Genomic DNA, 18052 nt, shown 5'->3' with positions numbered 1-18052 from the left:
GTTTTTAAAACCTGCTAGGTCAGGTTTAAGCTAGCTTTGGATTCACTAAGGCTTGCATCGTTTTAATATACTCGGCTAATTCTTCTAGTTTATTAACGGTTTCTTTGGTTCCGGTTTCGGTGAGTTTATAATATTTACGCAGTCGGTTGTCTACTTTTGCCACTTCAACATCTAACAAACCTTCAGCCTCTAATTTGTGTAACGCAGGATATAATGCACCTTCTGTGATTTTCAACTCTCCTTTAGTTAATTCCTTTACCTTTTGGGTAATTTCGTAACCATACATTTTATCGTGCTCATTTAATAACTTTAAAATGATAGTGGTTAAACTCCCTTTATATAATTTTGAATTGCTCATCGTAGTACAAATATATACATAATTTTCTTATGTATAAGAAACTTATGCATTCTGTTTTATGTTTTTATGTTTTATTAAAATTTTAGACCTGCTAGGTCTGTAAGAGTTTGTTTATCTTTGCAAAAAATTATTTTTAATGGCACATTTTCATTCACTCACTATAAAATCAGTTGATAAAGTAACAGACCATTCTGTTGCTATAACCTTTGATATCCCGGAAAATCTTAAAGAAAAGTTCAGCTTTAAAGCCGGACAATACATTACCTTAAAAACCACTATTAATGGCGAAGACATCCGTAGAGATTATTCTATTTGTGCGTCTCAAAATAGCGGAAACGTTACTGTAGCTGTAAAAGCAGTTGAAAACGGAACATTTTCTGTTTATGCCAACAACACCTTAAAAACAGGTGACGTATTAGAGGTTTCAGAACCAAATGGTCGTTTTATATTTGAAGCTAATGCTGCCAAAACTAGAACTATTGCTGCCTTTGCTGCAGGAAGTGGAATTACTCCAGTGCTTAGTATTGCTAAAACACTTTTAGAAGAAGAACCATTTAGCAATTTTATATTGGTTTATGGTAATAAAACCTTAACTGACGCGATGTTTGTTGATGAATTATTGCAACTAAAAAAACAATACGATAACCGTTTTCATGCGCATTTTATATACAGTCAGTCTCAAGAAACCGATGCCTTATTTGGACGTATTGAAAAAAGCACGGTAAACCTCATCGTAAAGAATAAGTACAAAAGTGTTACCATTGAAAATTTCTACCTCTGTGGACCAGAACAAATGATACATACGGTAAAAGATGTATTAATTGAAAATGGTGTAAAAGAAAAAGCCATTAAGTTTGAATTGTTTACAGCTCCTGTTGAAGCTAGTTCTGATGCTACTACTGATTTACCATCTGGCGAAACCAAAATTAAAGTTGTGGTAGATGAAGAGGAATTTGAATTTAACATGTCACAAAAACAAACCATTCTTGAAGCCGCTTTAAAACAAGATATTGATGCGCCTTATTCTTGTCAAGGTGGCATTTGCAGTAGTTGTATTGCTAAAGTAACTGAAGGTACAGCAGAAATGCGTCAGAATAATATTTTGACGGATAGCGAAGTTGCAGAAGGATTGATATTAACTTGCCAAGCACATCCAACGTCTGCTACTATTGCTGTAGATTATGATGATGTTTAATCTAGATTATTAGATTCGTTAGATTTTTGGATCATTAGATATACAGACCTTTCATGTTTTAATAACACGAAAGGTCTTTTGGTTTTCAAGACGTTCTTAATACGAAATTTTAGAAATGAATTTGACTTGAATTGACGTAAACTTAGTTCTATATCGTTTTATCTCTTCGAGTGATTTTTTTGGTACAAAGACATAGTATTGAGAAGTTTTAACTTTAAATAACTTCTTTTACCTTAGAAATGATTACCGCTTCAGAAACACTACTTGCCGCCTTTTCATAACCTTCTGGGAATTTATTACCGTAAATAGACGTTGGTAGTAATGGAAACTGTGTTCTGTCTGCAGTAAGTGCAAAATCTAAAGGTTGATTAAATGGTGCAAATCCAGCAAAAGGATGTGTTACTCCCCAGATTGTAATCACTTTTTTACCCAACATTGCCGCTAAATGTGCATTACCAGAATCCATAGCTAGCATGAGGTCTAAATTTGAAATAAGCATTAATTCTTCCTCTAAATTCAATTGTCCTGCAACAGATTTTACGTTAGAGTATTTAGCCTCAAGCTGATTTAAAAGCGCTATTTCTTTAGCACCACCTCCAAATAAAACTATATTATAGTCTTTAGAAAGTGTCTCAATGGTGCTTTCCATTTGTTCTAAAGGATACATTTTACTGCGGTATGCCGCAAAAGGAGCAATACCAATAGTTTTGAAACTTTTGTTTGAAATAAAAGCACTTAGTTGTTCCGTTAAGACTTTTGGTTTTGGGAATACTGGATTAGATAAATCTATTGTGAAACCTAGATCTTCAAAAACATCAGCATAACGTTGATGTGTGGTTTTTAATTGCTTAAAAGACACACCTGAAGTCAGTGCTTTCTTTTCGGCTCTACCTTTATTTAATTGGACTACTTTTTTTCCGAAGAAAAATAATTTTAAGATTTTACTGCGCAGTACGTTGTGTAGGTCTGCAACCGCATCAAAATGAAGTTTTTTTAATTCTTTAGACAGTTTATGGAGTCCCAAAACCCCTTTGTGTCTCCCTTTTAAATCCGCTTCATAAAACCTTACATTTTCTAAATCTTGAAAAAACGGTTTAAAAAAGGCTCTGGTAACTACTGTTATCTTTAATTCGGGATGTTGTGCCGTCAAAGCTCGCAACACAGGTACTGTCATGGCTACGTCTCCCATGGCAGAAAACCTAAGGACGAGTATGTGTTTTGGTTTTGGCATTGCTAATAGACCTACAAGATTTTAGAAATAGAAATCTGCAAGGTCTTAGGTACGATTTATTTCTGTCCTCGCAAAACAGGGTTTAGTTCATCGTCGTTGTACATTTTCATTTGCTTGTACACTTTCATGTATTTGTCTCCATTTGAAATATCATTAAGCAAATCATCAATTGCTGTGCTTAAATCTACACGTTGGTCTAGTAACACGTCTAGTTTCTTTTGGCAGGCTGCTTTATGCGCATCACTGGCATCATCTCTAACCGTTTCAAGATGCATATGGTAAATTTTTAATGCTAAAATAGACAAACGATCTATGGCCCAAGCTGGACTTTCAGAGTTAATTTTGGCGTTTGGTTTTACAGTTACATCTTTATATTTATCTAGAAAATAACTATCGATATATTCAACCGTATCTGTTCTATCTTGGTTAGAAGCATCAATCATTCGTTTCAACTTTAAAGCTGCCACTGGATCTATATTTGGGTCTCTAATAATATCCTCGTATGCCCATTGAACAGTATCTATCCAAGATTTTCTATATAATAAATGCGCTATGAGATCGTCATTTTTATCGTACTTATTTGTAAAAGGTTGATCTACTGTATTTAAAACTTTATACGTTTTAATAACCTCTTGAAATATAGCGTTTGCTTTTTGTGAAAACATAATGAAATTGATTTAATGTTTACAAATATAGTAGGAATTATTAACTTTAACGACTGAACTAATTCTCATAATATGCAAATTCACAACCTTTCTGATACGCCTTCAATTTTAAACACGTTTATGTCTGAATTAAGAGATAAAACCATCCAGAAAGACAGTATGCGTTTCCGAAGAAATATTGAACGTATTGGTGAGATTATTGGCTATGAATTAAGCAAATCTCTTCAATTTGAGACGTGCACTATAGAAACTCCTCTTGGCACTTCTGAAACAGTTTTACATCACAATGATATTGTATTATGTTCTATTTTAAGAGCAGGTGTACCGCTTCATAATGGCTTACTCAATTATTTTGATGCTGCTGAGAATGCTTTTATTTCGGCTTATAGACAACATAAACACCATCCTGAAAGTTTTGAGATCGTTGTTGAGTATTTAGCTTGCCCAAGTCTGGAAGGTAAAACTTTAATTTTAGCAGATCCTATGCTAGCCACGGGACAATCTATGGTGGCTACTTTTGAAGCCTTAAAGCCATTTGGCACTCCAAAGGAAATTCATTTGGTAAGTGTTATTGGTGCACAACCAGGTATTGATTTTGTTAATGAAGCTTTTGATGATAACGTTAACCTTTGGATTGCAACTATTGATGAGAAGCTTAATGATAAAGGATATATTATTCCGGGATTGGGTGATGCTGGCGATTTAGCTTTTGGCAATAAGCTACAGCAATAGACTGATAATTGGAGTTAGTATTAAAAGCGCCACAAATACTTCCTTAAACCAACGCTCTGTAATAATTTCAATGTATTTTGCCATGATGATAGAAAATGGCATAAACAAAAACAGATATTCACTTCCGTCTTTTAATGGCGCAACAATAGCCACTAAAACAGCTATTATTGAAGCATAAGCTATGATAAAATAAGACGGTTTTAACTTTTTATTTTTGTCTGGTAAGGTTCTAAAATAATAAATAAGCGTCCAAATAAAAGAGGAAAATAACACCGTAAATTTAAGTATACTTTCCTTACTGTTATAAGCTGTAAAATCTAAACTTGCATATCTTATAAAGTCTGAAGACCTTATAAATTCATCATAGATTACAATATTATACACCAAGAGTAAAACAAAAACAGTTGCAATACCAACAAATGGAATGATTACATTTTTAAAGTCATTTTGAGAATGGTAAATCAGAGCGACAATCACTAGCGCAAAAAAGAGTATTGCCCAAAAGTAAAACAAAGCAGCAACAGCAATCCAAAACGCGGCATCAAACAATTTCTTTTTAACACTTAATTTAGAATGCAAACTTATTAAGCGCCTTAAAGCCAAAAGCACAAACAAATTAGACAATAGTAAATCTAAATTTGTCATCGTTTGTGGTAACATTCCAAAAAGCAAACCAAAAGTCATTATAGCATAGCTATTACCCTGAGTTAGGTTGTTTTTTGCTACAATAAAATCGAGTAAAAAGACTAAAAACAGAGTAATTCCTAATTTAAAAAATGCTGTAAGAGAACTATTTAAGTCTGAAAACAGAAAGGTATAATTTGTAATTACAAAAAGCAAAATGATATAAAGCGCAATTATTACGAAATTTATCGGCTTAGATTTACTAAAAATGCTTGTAATCATTAACTCTTTTTGTATTTTTGTTATTTAGAAACCAATTCAAAATTAGAATTGGTGTAAATTTATAAAGTTATGAATGATTTCTTTAACGGAATAGCTGATTTATTTGTTAATGTGTTATTTGCACCTTTTGATGCCTTAAGAGCATTAGAGTTAGAAAGCTGGTTTTCTGCTAATATATTCTCATGGATTTTTATAGCTATTGGCTTTGTTGCTTTTGTTTATTGGATGCTAGAACTCAAAAAGTACAATGATAACAACGAAGAAGATAAAAGTATTTCTTCTCACTCTTATCTATAAATCGAAACCAATATCTTTACGATAATTCATCTTATCAAAATGTAGTTTATCTATACTTTGATAAGATTTTTTTATGGCTTCATTGTACGTATTTCCATACGATGTAATTGCCATAACACGACCTCCTGAAGTCACCACTTTACCGTCTTTTTCTATTGCTCCTGCATGAAATGCTATAGAATCTGTAACATTTTCTAATCCTGAAATTTCTTTACCTTTCTCATAAGCTTCAGGATAGCCACCAGAAACCAACATTACAGTTGTTGCTGCACGCTCATCAATTTCAATATTCACTTTAGATAAGGTTTGATTAGCCATAGCTTCAAAAATATCAACTAAATCTGTTTTTAATCTTGGTAAGACTACTTCAGTTTCAGGATCTCCCATTCTAACGTTATACTCTATTACTTTAGGATTATCTCCAACTTTAATTAAACCAATAAAAATAAAGCCAACATAAGGTAATTTATCTTTCTTTAACCCTTCAACTGTAGGTTTTACAACTTGATTTTCTATTTTATCTAAAAATTCTTGCGTTGCAAATGGCACAGGAGAAACGGCACCCATACCTCCTGTATTTAAACCGGTATCACCCTCTCCAATACGTTTGTAATCTTTTGCTGTTGGTAGAATTTTATAATCTTTTCCGTCTGTTAAGACAAAACAACTCAACTCAATACCATCTAAAAATTCTTCGATAACCACTTTAGTACTAGCCTCTCCAAATTTAGCATCAACAAGCATACTTTTTAGTTCGTCTTTAGCCTCCTTTAAATCATTTAAGATTAAAACACCTTTTCCTGCTGCTAAACCATCTGCTTTTAAAACATAAGGTGGCTTTAAGGTTTCTAAAAATTTGTAACCATCGTCAACATTATCCTTAGTAAAACTTTCATATGCTGCCGTTGGAATATTATGACGTACCATAAATTCTTTAGCAAACTCTTTACTTCCTTCTAGTTCAGCGGCTGCCTGTTGGGGCCCAATAACTGCTACATTTTTTAAGGCCTCATCTTCTAAAAAGAAATCATGAATACCCTGTACTAATGGATCTTCTGGTCCGACTACAACTAAATCAACTTGATGTTCTAAAACGGCTGCTTTAATGGCCTCAAAATCAGTAACACCAATATTTAAATTTGTTGCAATGGCGTTGGTTCCTGAGTTTCCTGGTGCTACAAAAAGCGCCTTACAACGATTACTTTTTGCTAATTTCCATGCAAATGCGTGTTCTCTTCCTCCAGAGCCAAGTACTAAAATATTCATGCTTAAAATTGTTTAGACAAAAATAATTGGTTTTAAGTTTAAAAAACAATTATTTTACCAAAGAACTCACTTTGATGAATTCAAAACCTTAAATGCAAAAAAACATCTTGCGATTATTTGATTTTTCTTTAAAAATAAATGGCTTTAAAATTGACAAGGCAAAATTGACTTTGTCTGAAATTCAGGCTAAAACTAATTCTGAATTTGAAACTTATGTTGAAGAACAGAAAAGAGCCATTACTTCTTACCATTTAAAACATAACTCTTTTTATAAAACACTTGGAAAAACAATTGATCTTAACGTTTGGAATTCTGTACCAATTATTACAAAGAAGCATTTGCAACGGCCTTTAGAGCAGCGTTTAAGTGATGGGTTTACGACTAAAAACGTCTATATAAATAAAACGTCTGGTAGCTCTGGTGACCCTTTTATTTTTGCGAAAGACAAATGGTGCCATGCCATGACTTGGGTACAAATTATGAATCGGTTTGGTTGGTATGGTATTGATTTTAATACTTCTAAACAAGCACGCTTTTATGGGATTCCATTAGATAAGAAAGGCTATTATAAAGAACGTTTAAAGGATTTTTTCAGTAACCGATTTCGGTTTTCGGTATTTGATTTAAGTGATACTGCATTTGAAAACACTTTAGCAAAATTTAAAACTACCCAATTCGATTATATTAATGGTTATACGAGCTCAATTGTACAATTTGCAAAGTATTTAAAGCGTAAAAACATTCTGTTAAAATCTGTATGTCCCACTTTACAAGCTTGTATTGTAACTTCCGAAATGTTATTTGATGATGATAAATTGCTACTTGAAACACAATTTGGACTGCCAGTTATAAATGAATATGGAGCTTCTGAATTAGACCTTATTGCATTTCAGAATACGACTGATGAATGGCAACTTAATAGCGAAACGCTTTATGTAGAAATTTTAGATGAGAATGATGTTGTTTTACCGTACGGAGAAGAAGGGAGAATTGTAATTACATCGCTTTACAACAAAGCACATCCCTTTATACGCTACGATATTGGTGATATAGGTATGTTATCTGAAAAAAGTACCATTAAGAAACCCATTTTAAAGAAGCTTATTGGAAGAACCAATGACATTATTGTTTTGCCTAGTGGCAAAAAAGCAGCAGGTCTCACGTTTTATTACATTACCAAAAGCGTCATTGAAAACGATGGTAATGTTTCAGAATTTGTTGTAGAGCAGACGCTTTTAGATAACTTTAAAATTAGTTACGTTAGTAAAATTGAACTTTCTGAAGCTAAAAAAACAACGATTAAGAATGAAGTGATTCGTTATTTAGAGCCTAATATAACTATTAATTTTGAACGTGTTAAAAAACTAAAGCGCTCAAAGTCTGGTAAGTTAAAACAATTCACATCACATTTAAAATAGAGTATTAGTGAAAAAATTAATGATTATAACGAGTTACTTTCCGCCAGAGATTGGTGCAGCTTCTAATCGTATTTATCATTTGGCAGAAGGCTTAAAAAATGATTATGATGTCAATATTGTTACTCCGTTACCTAATTACCCAACCGGAAAAATTTTTGCAGCTTACAAGGGAAAATTCAGTTTAAAAACTGAAGAAAATGGCATTACAATTAATCGTTTATGGATTTATGCTTCAGTTTCTAAAAATAAATTTCTGCGTTTAATAGCCATGTTATCTTATAGCTTTAGTTTGATTTGGTTTTTTATGTGGCATAAGATTCCGAATAAAGTTATAGTACAGTCTCCACCGCTTTTAGTGTCCTTTACTTGTATGTTCTTTTTAAGATCTAAGAAAAGAAAACTAATTTTAAATGTAAGTGATTTATGGCCAAGCGCAGGATTAGAATTAGGAGCTTTAAAAGAAGGTTTTGCATATAGGCTTCTAAAAAAACTTGAAGCCTTTAACTACAAAAAAGCAGACCTCATCTTAGGACAAAGTAATGAAATACTAACCCATATTAAAACTATAACCACAAAGCCAGAGCTATTTCTATACCGAAATTTCCCAGAAATTGAATACCCTAAACTTATAGAAAACACCTCATCTAAGGGTAAAATAAAAATGGTTTATGCAGGCCTTTTAGGTGTGGCTCAAGGTATCCATAAGCTCTGTAAAGAAATTAATTATGAGACTATTGAATTTCATATTTACGGGTCTGGTGCAGAAGAGGAAGCTATTAAAAACTTAATTGACTCTAATAAAGACTTACCTCTTTATTTTCATGGTAGAGTAAACCGAGCGGAGTTACACCAAGTCCTTTTAAAATATGATATTACCATTATTCCGTTGTTAAATAGAATTTACGGATCTGTACCCTCTAAGATTTTTGAATACGCTAAATTAGGCTTGCCAATGTTATATTTTGGAGGTGGTGAAGGAGAGGATGTGATTACAAAACATAAGCTTGGTTGGATTGCAAATGAAGGCGATTACAGTCATTTAAATAAAATATTGGCCTCTATCACCTCTGAAGAGCTCAACTATGCGCTAAGCGTATCTATTCAAGAAACAGCTCGACTTCAATTTGATTTTAAAAAACAGCTTATGGCGCTTAAAAACGTCATTTAATACGCTTTTTCATCACCTTTAATAACGTTAATAATCGTTTGGGCAATGATTTTTAAATCTAGTAGAAGTGACCAGTTTTCTATATAAAAAATATCGTACTTCACTCTGTTTATGATATCCTTATCGTGTTTAATTTCGCCTCTATACCCTTTAATTTGTGCTAAACCGGTTACGCCTGGCTTCACATTGTGTCTATAAATAAAATTATATTTATTAATCTTCTTTGAATAATCATCGGTATATGATAGCATATGTGGTCTTGGTCCTACAACAGACATGTCTCCCTTTAAAACATTTATAAACTGAGGTAATTCGTCTATACTTGTTCTCCTAATAAACTTTCCTATAACTGTTAGGCGCTTATCATCTGGACTTACATAAGTTCCTCTGGACTCCTTTGTTACGGTAAGCGATCTATACTTGTAACAGTAGAAGGCTTTATAGTTTATTCCGGTTCTTTTATGTTTATAAAATAATGGCCCTTTAGACTCTAACTTAATTAAAATAAATAAAATAACAGAAAGCCAAGACAGTATAAAAACTATGATTAACAACGAAAACACAACATCAAACGTTCGTTTTAAAAATTTATTTATTTCATTGTTAAGTGCTACTTCTTGAATAGATAAAACTGGTATGTAGTTATAATAGTCTGTTTTAAATCGTTTGGTGAATAATTTTTTGGTATTAGGTATGAACTTAATATTACAATGGTTCAAATTTGCATACCTAACGTATTCGTTTATCTCTTTTTCTGATAAATCATAAATTGAGCAATAAATCTCATCTATATGATCATTATTGTTTTCTAAATAGTCAAAACTATCTGCAATAGAGCCAGACGTATCATCATCTTCAGAATCGCTAAAAATTGCATTTATGTTATAGCCTAACTCTTTCTTTTCTTTAAATATTTTCTTTAACTCGTGTACATTATCACCACTACCTATTAGGATAATATTTCTTAAATTACCTTTTAAATATATCCTAAATGACTTTAAAATATAATAGCTTAACAGCTTAACAAAACTTATTGCAATAAAGGCATAGGCTAAATATTTTAACGTTAAGGTTATCTCAATATTAATACTTCTAAAAAAACCTTCAAAGGCATAAACAAGAAGCGTATAAGCAAAGAATTGCTTTATAATAAGCGACAGAATATTTATTACAGAAGTGTACCTATACACTTTATAAAATTTAAGTAAATAGGTAGATAAAAGCCAAAATACTACAGAGTATAAAAGATAGAGTATGTTCTTATCATTGAGCAATTCATAAGAGAAAAAGTATAATTTTTCACTATTAAAATCCAAAAAGATAAAAGCAAATGTATTTATAATTATAAGGTCGTATACTATTAATATTGGCCTCAATACCCATGAATATCTTCCGCGTTTAAACTCCATATTTTTTCATTGTATTAATAAGTCTCTTAGGATTTGTTATTGAAGTTAATCTTGGTAGTATATCTACAATGTTAATGATGTGCCTTATTTAATAGGCTTTTTCTTCACCTTTAATTACATTTATAACCGTTTTAATAATAATTTTAATATCTAAAAACATGGACCAGTTTTCTATGTAAAAAATATCGTATTTCACTCTATTTTGCATATCAGAATCCTTTTCAATATTTCCTCTATAGCCACTAACTTGAGCTAAGCCTGTTATACCTGGTTTAACAGTATGCCTAACCATGAATTTATTTATTTTATTTTTATAATCGTTTGTATGACTTAATAAGAGTGGTCTTGGTCCAACAACAGACATGCTTCCAAACAATACATTATAAAATTGAGGCAACTCATCAATACTTGTTTTTCTTATAAATCTTCCAACCCTTGTTATTCTCATGTCATTTTTTGATGCCTGAAGACTGTCAGATTCTCTATTGGCGCTCATTGAACGAAATTTATAACAAGCAAAAAGTTTAAAATCGGCTCCGTATCTCAATTGCCTAAAGAAAACATCTCCTCTTGATTCTAATAAAATCATTAATGCAATAAGAGGCGTAAACCATGAAAGAAAACCGACTATAACTATGAGTGAAAATACAATATCAAAAGTTCTTTTAATAACTATATTTAAGTTGTCCTTAAGTGGTATATTGCTTAATGAGAATATTGGAATAAGGTCGTGATTTTCAAACTTTAACTTTTTTGAAAAAACGTATTTATTGTTGGGAATAAGTTTTAATGTTTTTAAGTTATTGTCGGCAAAATAGACCAATTCACTCATTTGCTCATCAGACAATTCTTTTACAGAACAGTATATTTCGTCTATATTATTCTCAATTATATAATTAAACGATTTTGCTATATCTCCTAATTTTTTGTTTGTCTCTTTATTTGTAAAGAACCCTTTGTATTTATAATTATGATCTTTATTATTCTCAAAAAAATCTTCTAACTTTTTAGTTGAATCGTTGTAACCAATAATAACAACATTATTATAGTAAATGCCTTTGTAATGTAAATACCGCTTAATTAAAACAAACGTGAATATTCGCCAAAAACAAAGAACAAAAAACAATAAAAAGTAAAACTTAATTATTGTCACAATATCTATCTTATATTCAATAATATAGAAATATGAAAGAATTAACAATATGAACAAAGAAATCCTAACGATTAAAGTTACAGATATAATTCTGATAATTCTTAAGATTTTGTTTCCATTTTTAAAAGGTGAAAACAAAGAAAGTACAATCCAAAAAAGAATAGGTATAATTATAATGTTAATGTCTGATGTTAAAAACGTAACTAACAAAAAACATACAAATAGCAAATCGATAATATACAGGACAGGTCTTAATAATTGTGTATAAAATCTATCATTCATAATAATCCTCTAATCTGTGTAGCAACTGATATTTATGCGGCAAATATAATTGAATCTACGTAATATAAATAAATTTGAGTGTATATTTCAAATGCTTAAAAAAATGTACAAATCAATAACTCAACAAAACTTCCTTATAAAAAAAACTGATTCTTTACATCGTCCGTTTACGTTATTACCATTAATAAAAACGCTTAGTTATTTAATACAATATTTAGAATACAGTGCTTCTAAATTTTTAATATTAGTTTCTAAATTAAAGTTTTGATTAAAAATCTCTAGCGACTTCTTTTGAAATTCTAATCTTTTAGACTCATTTTGAAATAATTCTATCGTTCTCTTGCTCATTAAACTAATATCATCTGCATCAACTAAAAATCCATTTTCACCATCAAAAACCAAATCTCTATTGCCGTCACAATCTGTTGCGATAATTGATTTAGATAAGGCTAGACTCTCAATAACCGCATATGGCAAGCCTTCGTATCTGGCCGTGGTAATATATAATTTAGATTTGGAAACGATATGAAAAATTCGCTCGCGTTCTGTCCACTCAATCAACGTAGTATTGGCTTCTAAATCGTATGCTTTTATTAAACGTTTTACATTTTCTGTATTGGGGCTTACAACACCTATTCCCATAATTACCAAATGGATCTTAGGAATCTCTTTTTTAACCTCCCTTAATACCTCAATCATCAACTCAATATTTTTTTGATATGATGGTCTTCCAACAGTACAGATATATTCATCAGGAAGATTATAACTTGATATATCACTAAACTCAGGATCTAGCGTGATTGGAGAAATACAATTATTAAAAAGTGCCGTTTCAGATTTCTTATATTTTATTTCCTTAATACCTCTTTCTAATTCAGAATGAGATGAAGCCAACAAAATTGACTTTTTGTTTTTAAGAATCCTTTCTATTAACACTAGAAAACGGCGTTTAAGACTATTACTGGCACTTAAAAAAGAATAAGCCTGTGGAGTGTGCAAAACATTAATAGCGTTTAATAAAAAGCCTATGGTGTTTCCAACGAGTCCGCCTTTGGCACTATGAGCGTGAATTAAATCTGGTTTTTCTTTTCTAATTATTTTGTAAGCCTTAATAATTGACTTAAAATCTTTTAATACGTTTATCTCTCGCTCTATAGGTATTTTATATTCCTTTACATAATTATTAGAATCATCTAAAAAGTTAGAATTATCTTTTGTACCATGAATTACAATATTCTCGAATTTTGAAGAGTCAATAGATTTTATTAGCACTCTCAAGGAGGTATCTACTCCGCCTATTGAATGTAGTATATGAATAATTTTAATCATTCTTTTAAATCTCTTTTAAGTTATTATTTGATTGATGTAAAATACTTGTTCCATTATTTGATAAAAGAGAAAAGCAAATAAATATTAGATACATCCCTATCTGTCTAAAAATAAAAATCTCAATCATACCAAACATGATAATTGTTAATAATAAATAAATGCTAATTAAATCCTTTTTATACACAAAAAACGTAGTAAACATGAAAATAATTAAAGTTAGACCTATCAGTCCATGCAAAAGGAATATATGGATAAATTGGTTGTGAGTATTTAACTTATCCCTAAGAAACCATGCTCTTTTTTCTTTTATGTAAACGTGCTCTTCATAACATTGAAATAGATTACTAAACAGCTCAGGGTTACCAGAAAATCCCAAAGTTTTATCAAAATCGGAATTTTCAAAACTAATCAGTCTTGCACATTTCCATATCGCATATCGAGGCTCGTTAATTTTAAAATTCTCTACAAAGTCATCAAACGATGTTGACTGAAAGAAAAAACGCTTTTTAAAACCATTATTAACAGATGCTAAACTAACGAATACTATAATCAGTAAAACTGCTGGTAATAATATTTTTTTTGAAAAAATAAATTTACTATCAATAATTACTTGGGATACAATAATTAAGATTAACATAAAAAAAGCCAATCTAGTTGCAATCATAAAATCAATCAACAAAATAGATATAAGAATGATATACTTGATCATGTACGCCTTCTTAAAGAGACTACAAGTAATAATTGCTGCAATAGTGCCAAATAGTCCAAAATAAAGTCTCTCAAAAAATAAAGATTTGCCAACATTTACAGAGCTTTTATGCAAGACAAATTGATTAAACTCTAAATAATGCTGAAATAAATTATATAGGATTATACAAAAAAAAATGCCGTAAACAAATAGATAAATCTTTTTAAACTGTACCGCAAATTCTTTGTCTCCCAGAAAAAGCATTGGAGAAATCAATAAAACAAAATACCTCAAAATATTGTCTATATCCTGTGAGATACTTCCAAAAAACACAATATCTGAAATCAAAAAAACGACGACACCAATAGAAATGTAGCCCAAGCTTGTAAATTGAAGTTTACTTTTCTTCCTGATTAATAAATATGTTGATATTGCCATTAATAATCCAAAAGCAATATTATTTATGGCCGTAGAAAAAGGGAAGCTAATTAAAAACACAAAAGAAAATAATCCTCTTAGGTTAGCTATACTAAATAAGCTTTGTTTATTCAATTTCATATTTTCTTTCCGTATTTATAGTATATAAATAAAAGCTAAAAAACAACCAAAACCCTAAAACTCTAAATGTATCAAATTGTATCCATGTTAATGCGTACCCAATCAATGATAAAATCATTATTATAGCATAATTTTTAAAATAGTTTTTATTTCGGTAGTAGAGTTTTACACTTTTCATAAAAAGCATAAATAGGAAAAGTAGAAAAACTATAAGTCCTGCGATACCTACCTCTAATAAAATCCTTATATAGATATTAAATAATGGTGGAAACCGTTCTCCGGTTCTGTATCTATGTATTTCCACATTATCTTTTACGGCCCAATCAGGGTATTTATCTAATACATGAAATCCTCCTTGGCCATACCCACTTCCAAAAAATGGGTGATTTTTAATTTGCTCAAAAGAAGCTATGTAAGTCCCTAAACGTGTTTTATTAGATTGACTCTTATTGTATTTACCAATAAAATCATACGTTTCTATTTTCTTTTGAACGAATTCTGTATCCTTAACAGCAATAAAAACTATTATAAATGAAATAAATAAACCAATAAATAATTTAAAAATATTCATGAGCTTTCTATAGCTCAGACTATGGGTATATTTTAGAAATCCGTAAGCAATAAATTGAAGCAATATAATAACTAATCCAGAACGAGAATTTGAGAATATTGCTAAAAATAAAATCATTATTAGAGGAAATCTATAATTCCAAAAAGACTTTTTAATTGGTTTTAATGCAATTATCCAAGGCAATACCATAATTAAAAACATACCTAAAGAAGGTGGTTCTTTTGTTATAGAAGACAACCTTTTATCCCAGTGATTTTTAAAGATACTAACTTGCGGTATTTCATCTATAAAATCTAAAAACTGTTCTACACGGGGTATTCTGTAATAGATGTAAATTGTTTCTAAAAGCCCAACTACAAAAACAATATAAAGAGCTACCACAAACACCCTTCTTATCTTAGCGATTATTGTGCTATTATTCTTTAATAAATCATAAAAGAGAAATAAAACAATTGGAAAAAAAAAGAATAAAACAAAAAGTTGACTTATTAGTTTTTCAGGTCCAGTACGTGAAAAATGCTCATTAGAAAATATCTCAGGTAAATTTATAATAGAGCTAAATATTACGAGTATAAAAAATAAAACAAACAACTGTAGCTCTACAGTAAATTTTGGTATACTTATTGGTCTGACGTACCTACTAAGACCATATATAAAAATAAAAAGCAATAAAAAAACGATATAAGCTTCTTTCGAAAATTCACCAAAAGAAATCATCCCTACACCATCAAATGGTATAAAAAATAGTGTGATTAGGAAGAGGAAGGATACTATTTTGGTTAAACTAACTTTCATACTTTTTAATTGTCACCTTAAATTAAAAGATTGTATTTAACTCTCGTTTTTCGGGTTAAACCTTAAGCCTTTGAAGACCTGAACAACAGCAATACTAAATGCTTCTAATTTATTGTTTTTTCTCGTTAAAGCTCTATAAAAACTTCTTAGAGTGTATAACAATAGCATAGCATAATCTTTATGTTTTTTTAGCATAAAGGTTCTATTTCTAATACCGTATTTCATTTTCCAAAAATCCTTTTTTTCGCAATTATACAAATCCACAGCATAATTTGTTAAGGTTTTATGTATTACGATACTTTTTTCTGAAAATAACCCTTTATACCCTTTTTTAATAATACGTTTAGTATACTCTACATCATCAAACCATATAAAAAAGTCTTTGTATGGATACCCTACTTCTTTAACAATATCACGATGAATTAGCACAGATACGAATGAACAAGAATTTACATTTACATAACCTGGATCTGCAAAAAATGAGATCTTGTTGTCATTCATTCTAGACACTTCTGGTATATTCATTTTATGAGCATCACCATCAGTCCAAACCACTTTACTACAACAAAAACCTACGTTTTCGACCTCTTTAAATGCTGTTTTCAATGGAAGAAGACTATCTGGTGTAACAATAGAATCATCATCCATTATCCATATATAATCGTATCCTTTATCATACGCATGTTTTATACCCATATAAAAGCCTCCAGAACCTCCTAGATTTTCTTCCATTAAGTATTCTTCTATTAAAGCATTTTCTTTTGTTAGCTTCGATAGAAATTCATGAGTATTATCTGTACTTGCATTATTAATAACAAATACCTTATCTAATCCCTCACCTACATTTATTAATGCTTCTATAGTTTCTTTTAAAAGCGGTAATCTATTGTATGTTACAACAACGGCACAAGTTTTACTCATTAAATTCTTTTTTTATAGATGTTAAAGCACTACCAATGACCTGGTGCATGTCATAATATTTATATTCAGCGAGCCTTCCTCCAAATATAATGTTACTCTCATTTTTTGACATTTTTTTATATTTCTCGTAAACAGATACGTTTTTATCGTCATTTACAGGATAATAGGGCTCCATGCCTTCTTCCCACTCTTTAGGATACTCTTTTGTTATCACTGTATGAGCTTGTTTTCCAAACTCAAAATGTTTATGTTCTATTATTCTTGTATAAGGGATATCTTTTTCTGTATAATTGATTACTGCATTTCCTTGGTAATTTTCCTTTTCTAATCTCGTATTTTCAAAATGTAAACTTCTATAATTTAGTTTTCCATATTGATAATCATAGAACTCATCTATTTTGCCAGTAAAAACAACTTTATCTGCTAACTGCATCCATTTTTCTTTTTCAGAGAAGAAATCTACATTTACTTCTGTACCAACACCTGCAAGCATTTTATTTATTAATACATTATAACCTCCGTTAGGTATACCTTGATATTTGTCGTTAAAGTAATTATTATCATATGTAAATCTTACTGGCAATCTTTTTATAATAAACGCAGGAAGTTCTGTTGCTTTTCGTCCCCATTGCTTCTCTGTATAGCCCTTTATTAACTTCTCATAAATATCTGTTCCAACAAGAGATAAGGCTTGCTCTTCTAAGTTTTTAGGTTTTTTTATGCCTAAAGCTTCTATTTGACTTTTAATCTTCTCTTTTGCTTCTTCTGGTGTTTTTACCTTCCATAATTGATAGAAAGTATTCATATTGAATGGAAGATTATAGAGTTCTCCTTTATAATTGGCGATTGGAGAATTAGTATAACGATTAAATTCTACAAAAGAATTGACATAGTCCCATATTTTCTTATCATTAGTATGAAAAATATGAGCTCCGTATTTATGGACGTTAATACCATCAATATTTTCACAGTATAAGTTACCACCAAGGTGATCTCTTTTTTCAATAATAAAGCACGTCTTGCCTCTTTTTGTTGCTTCATGAGCGAATACTGAACCGAAAAGCCCAGATCCTACAATCAAATAATCATATTTTTTCATGTATTCAATTT

General features: G+C 30.6%; 17 protein-coding genes. 5 read left to right on the top strand and 12 right to left on the bottom strand.

All coding sequences use genetic code 11. From position 1 onward, the window contains the following. Positions 1–25: 25 nt before the first annotated feature. Positions 26–358 carry a PadR family transcriptional regulator gene (locus KO504_RS09940; protein WP_092445958.1) on the bottom strand — a complete coding sequence of 111 codons (333 nt, stop codon included), beginning with the start codon at positions 356–358 and terminating at the stop codon, positions 26–28. Between the two features lie 136 nt (positions 359–494). On the opposite strand from KO504_RS09940, the gene KO504_RS09935 reads away from it, so the two are divergent. Next, on the top strand, positions 495–1553 hold the full coding sequence (locus KO504_RS09935; RefSeq protein WP_215926457.1) for a ferredoxin--NADP reductase: 1059 nt from the start codon (positions 495–497) through the stop codon (positions 1551–1553). Positions 1554–1767: 214 nt separating this feature from the next. On the opposite strand, the gene KO504_RS09930 is transcribed toward KO504_RS09935, so the two are convergent. Together KO504_RS09930 and KO504_RS09925 are read right to left on the bottom strand one after the other, a co-directional pair. Beyond that, positions 1768–2784 carry a glycosyltransferase family 9 protein gene (locus tag KO504_RS09930; protein ID WP_252723662.1) on the bottom strand — a complete coding sequence of 339 codons (1017 nt, stop codon included), beginning with the start codon at positions 2782–2784 and terminating at the stop codon, positions 1768–1770. A 56-nt stretch (positions 2785–2840) separates the two neighbouring features. Continuing rightward, positions 2841–3449 carry a DUF4254 domain-containing protein gene (locus KO504_RS09925; protein ID WP_215926455.1) on the bottom strand — a complete coding sequence of 203 codons (609 nt, stop codon included), beginning with the start codon at positions 3447–3449 and terminating at the stop codon, positions 2841–2843. A gap of 72 nt (positions 3450–3521) precedes the next feature. Here KO504_RS09925 and upp point away from each other — a divergent pair, with 72 nt between their 5' ends. Then, positions 3522–4181: a uracil phosphoribosyltransferase gene (gene upp, locus KO504_RS09920; protein ID WP_215926453.1), complete on the top strand. Its 660-nt coding sequence runs from the start codon at positions 3522–3524 to the stop codon at positions 4179–4181. Here upp and KO504_RS09915 read toward each other — a convergent pair. Continuing rightward, positions 4170–5087, bottom strand: a complete 918-nt coding sequence (locus tag KO504_RS09915) for a DUF6427 family protein (protein WP_215926451.1) — start codon at positions 5085–5087, stop codon at positions 4170–4172. The two genes, upp and KO504_RS09915, sit on opposite strands and share 12 nt — an antisense overlap. Positions 5088–5156: 69 nt before the next feature. On the opposite strand from KO504_RS09915, the gene KO504_RS09910 reads away from it, so the two are divergent. Further along, complete coding sequence (locus tag KO504_RS09910; protein WP_215926449.1) at positions 5157–5384, top strand: DUF6341 family protein; 228 nt, start codon at positions 5157–5159, stop codon at positions 5382–5384. Here KO504_RS09910 and purD read toward each other — a convergent pair. Continuing rightward, positions 5379–6650 (bottom strand): phosphoribosylamine--glycine ligase, encoded by a 1272-nt coding sequence (purD, locus tag KO504_RS09905; RefSeq protein WP_215926447.1) that lies wholly within the window; start codon positions 6648–6650, stop codon positions 5379–5381. The two genes, KO504_RS09910 and purD, sit on opposite strands and share 6 nt — an antisense overlap. Before the next feature lie 92 nt (positions 6651–6742). Here purD and KO504_RS09900 point away from each other — a divergent pair, with 92 nt between their 5' ends. Both KO504_RS09900 and KO504_RS09895 read left to right on the top strand, forming a co-directional pair. Then, positions 6743–8068 (top strand): phenylacetate--CoA ligase family protein, encoded by a 1326-nt coding sequence (locus KO504_RS09900; protein WP_252723661.1) that lies wholly within the window; start codon positions 6743–6745, stop codon positions 8066–8068. Between the two features lie 7 nt (positions 8069–8075). Next, positions 8076–9236, top strand: a complete 1161-nt coding sequence (locus tag KO504_RS09895) for a glycosyltransferase family 4 protein (RefSeq protein WP_215926445.1) — start codon at positions 8076–8078, stop codon at positions 9234–9236. Here KO504_RS09895 and KO504_RS09890 read toward each other — a convergent pair. From KO504_RS09890 to glf, 7 genes are all read right to left on the bottom strand, one after another. Then, positions 9233–10645, bottom strand: a complete 1413-nt coding sequence (locus tag KO504_RS09890) for an exopolysaccharide biosynthesis polyprenyl glycosylphosphotransferase (RefSeq protein ID WP_215926443.1) — start codon at positions 10643–10645, stop codon at positions 9233–9235. The genes KO504_RS09895 and KO504_RS09890 overlap by 4 nt on opposite strands. A gap of 88 nt (positions 10646–10733) precedes the next feature. Beyond that, positions 10734–12080, bottom strand: coding sequence for an exopolysaccharide biosynthesis polyprenyl glycosylphosphotransferase (locus KO504_RS09885; RefSeq protein WP_215926436.1), 1347 nt, complete (start codon positions 12078–12080; stop codon positions 10734–10736). 198 nt (positions 12081–12278) lie between these two features. Further along, on the bottom strand, positions 12279–13409 hold the full coding sequence (locus KO504_RS09880; protein ID WP_215926434.1) for a glycosyltransferase: 1131 nt from the start codon (positions 13407–13409) through the stop codon (positions 12279–12281). Positions 13410–13413: 4 nt separating this feature from the next. Beyond that, positions 13414–14655 (bottom strand): hypothetical protein, encoded by a 1242-nt coding sequence (locus KO504_RS09875; protein WP_215926432.1) that lies wholly within the window; start codon positions 14653–14655, stop codon positions 13414–13416. After that, positions 14642–16021 (bottom strand): O-antigen ligase family protein, encoded by a 1380-nt coding sequence (locus tag KO504_RS09870; protein ID WP_215926430.1) that lies wholly within the window; start codon positions 16019–16021, stop codon positions 14642–14644. Before KO504_RS09870 ends, KO504_RS09875 begins: the two co-directional genes overlap by 14 nt. 36 nt (positions 16022–16057) lie before the next feature. Beyond that, a complete protein-coding gene (locus tag KO504_RS09865; protein WP_215926428.1) occupies positions 16058–16942 on the bottom strand; it encodes a glycosyltransferase family 2 protein in 885 nt (294 codons plus the stop codon). Next, positions 16935–18041: a UDP-galactopyranose mutase gene (gene glf, locus KO504_RS09860; protein WP_215926426.1), complete on the bottom strand. Its 1107-nt coding sequence runs from the start codon at positions 18039–18041 to the stop codon at positions 16935–16937. Before glf ends, KO504_RS09865 begins: the two co-directional genes overlap by 8 nt. Positions 18042–18052: the final 11 nt, after the last annotated feature.

This window comes from Winogradskyella psychrotolerans (assembly GCF_018860565.1).
GTDB classification, from domain to species: domain Bacteria; phylum Bacteroidota; class Bacteroidia; order Flavobacteriales; family Flavobacteriaceae; genus Winogradskyella; species Winogradskyella damuponensis.
The sequence above is the reverse complement of the archived record's forward strand: the minus strand, read 5'-3'. Positions and strand labels throughout refer to the sequence as shown.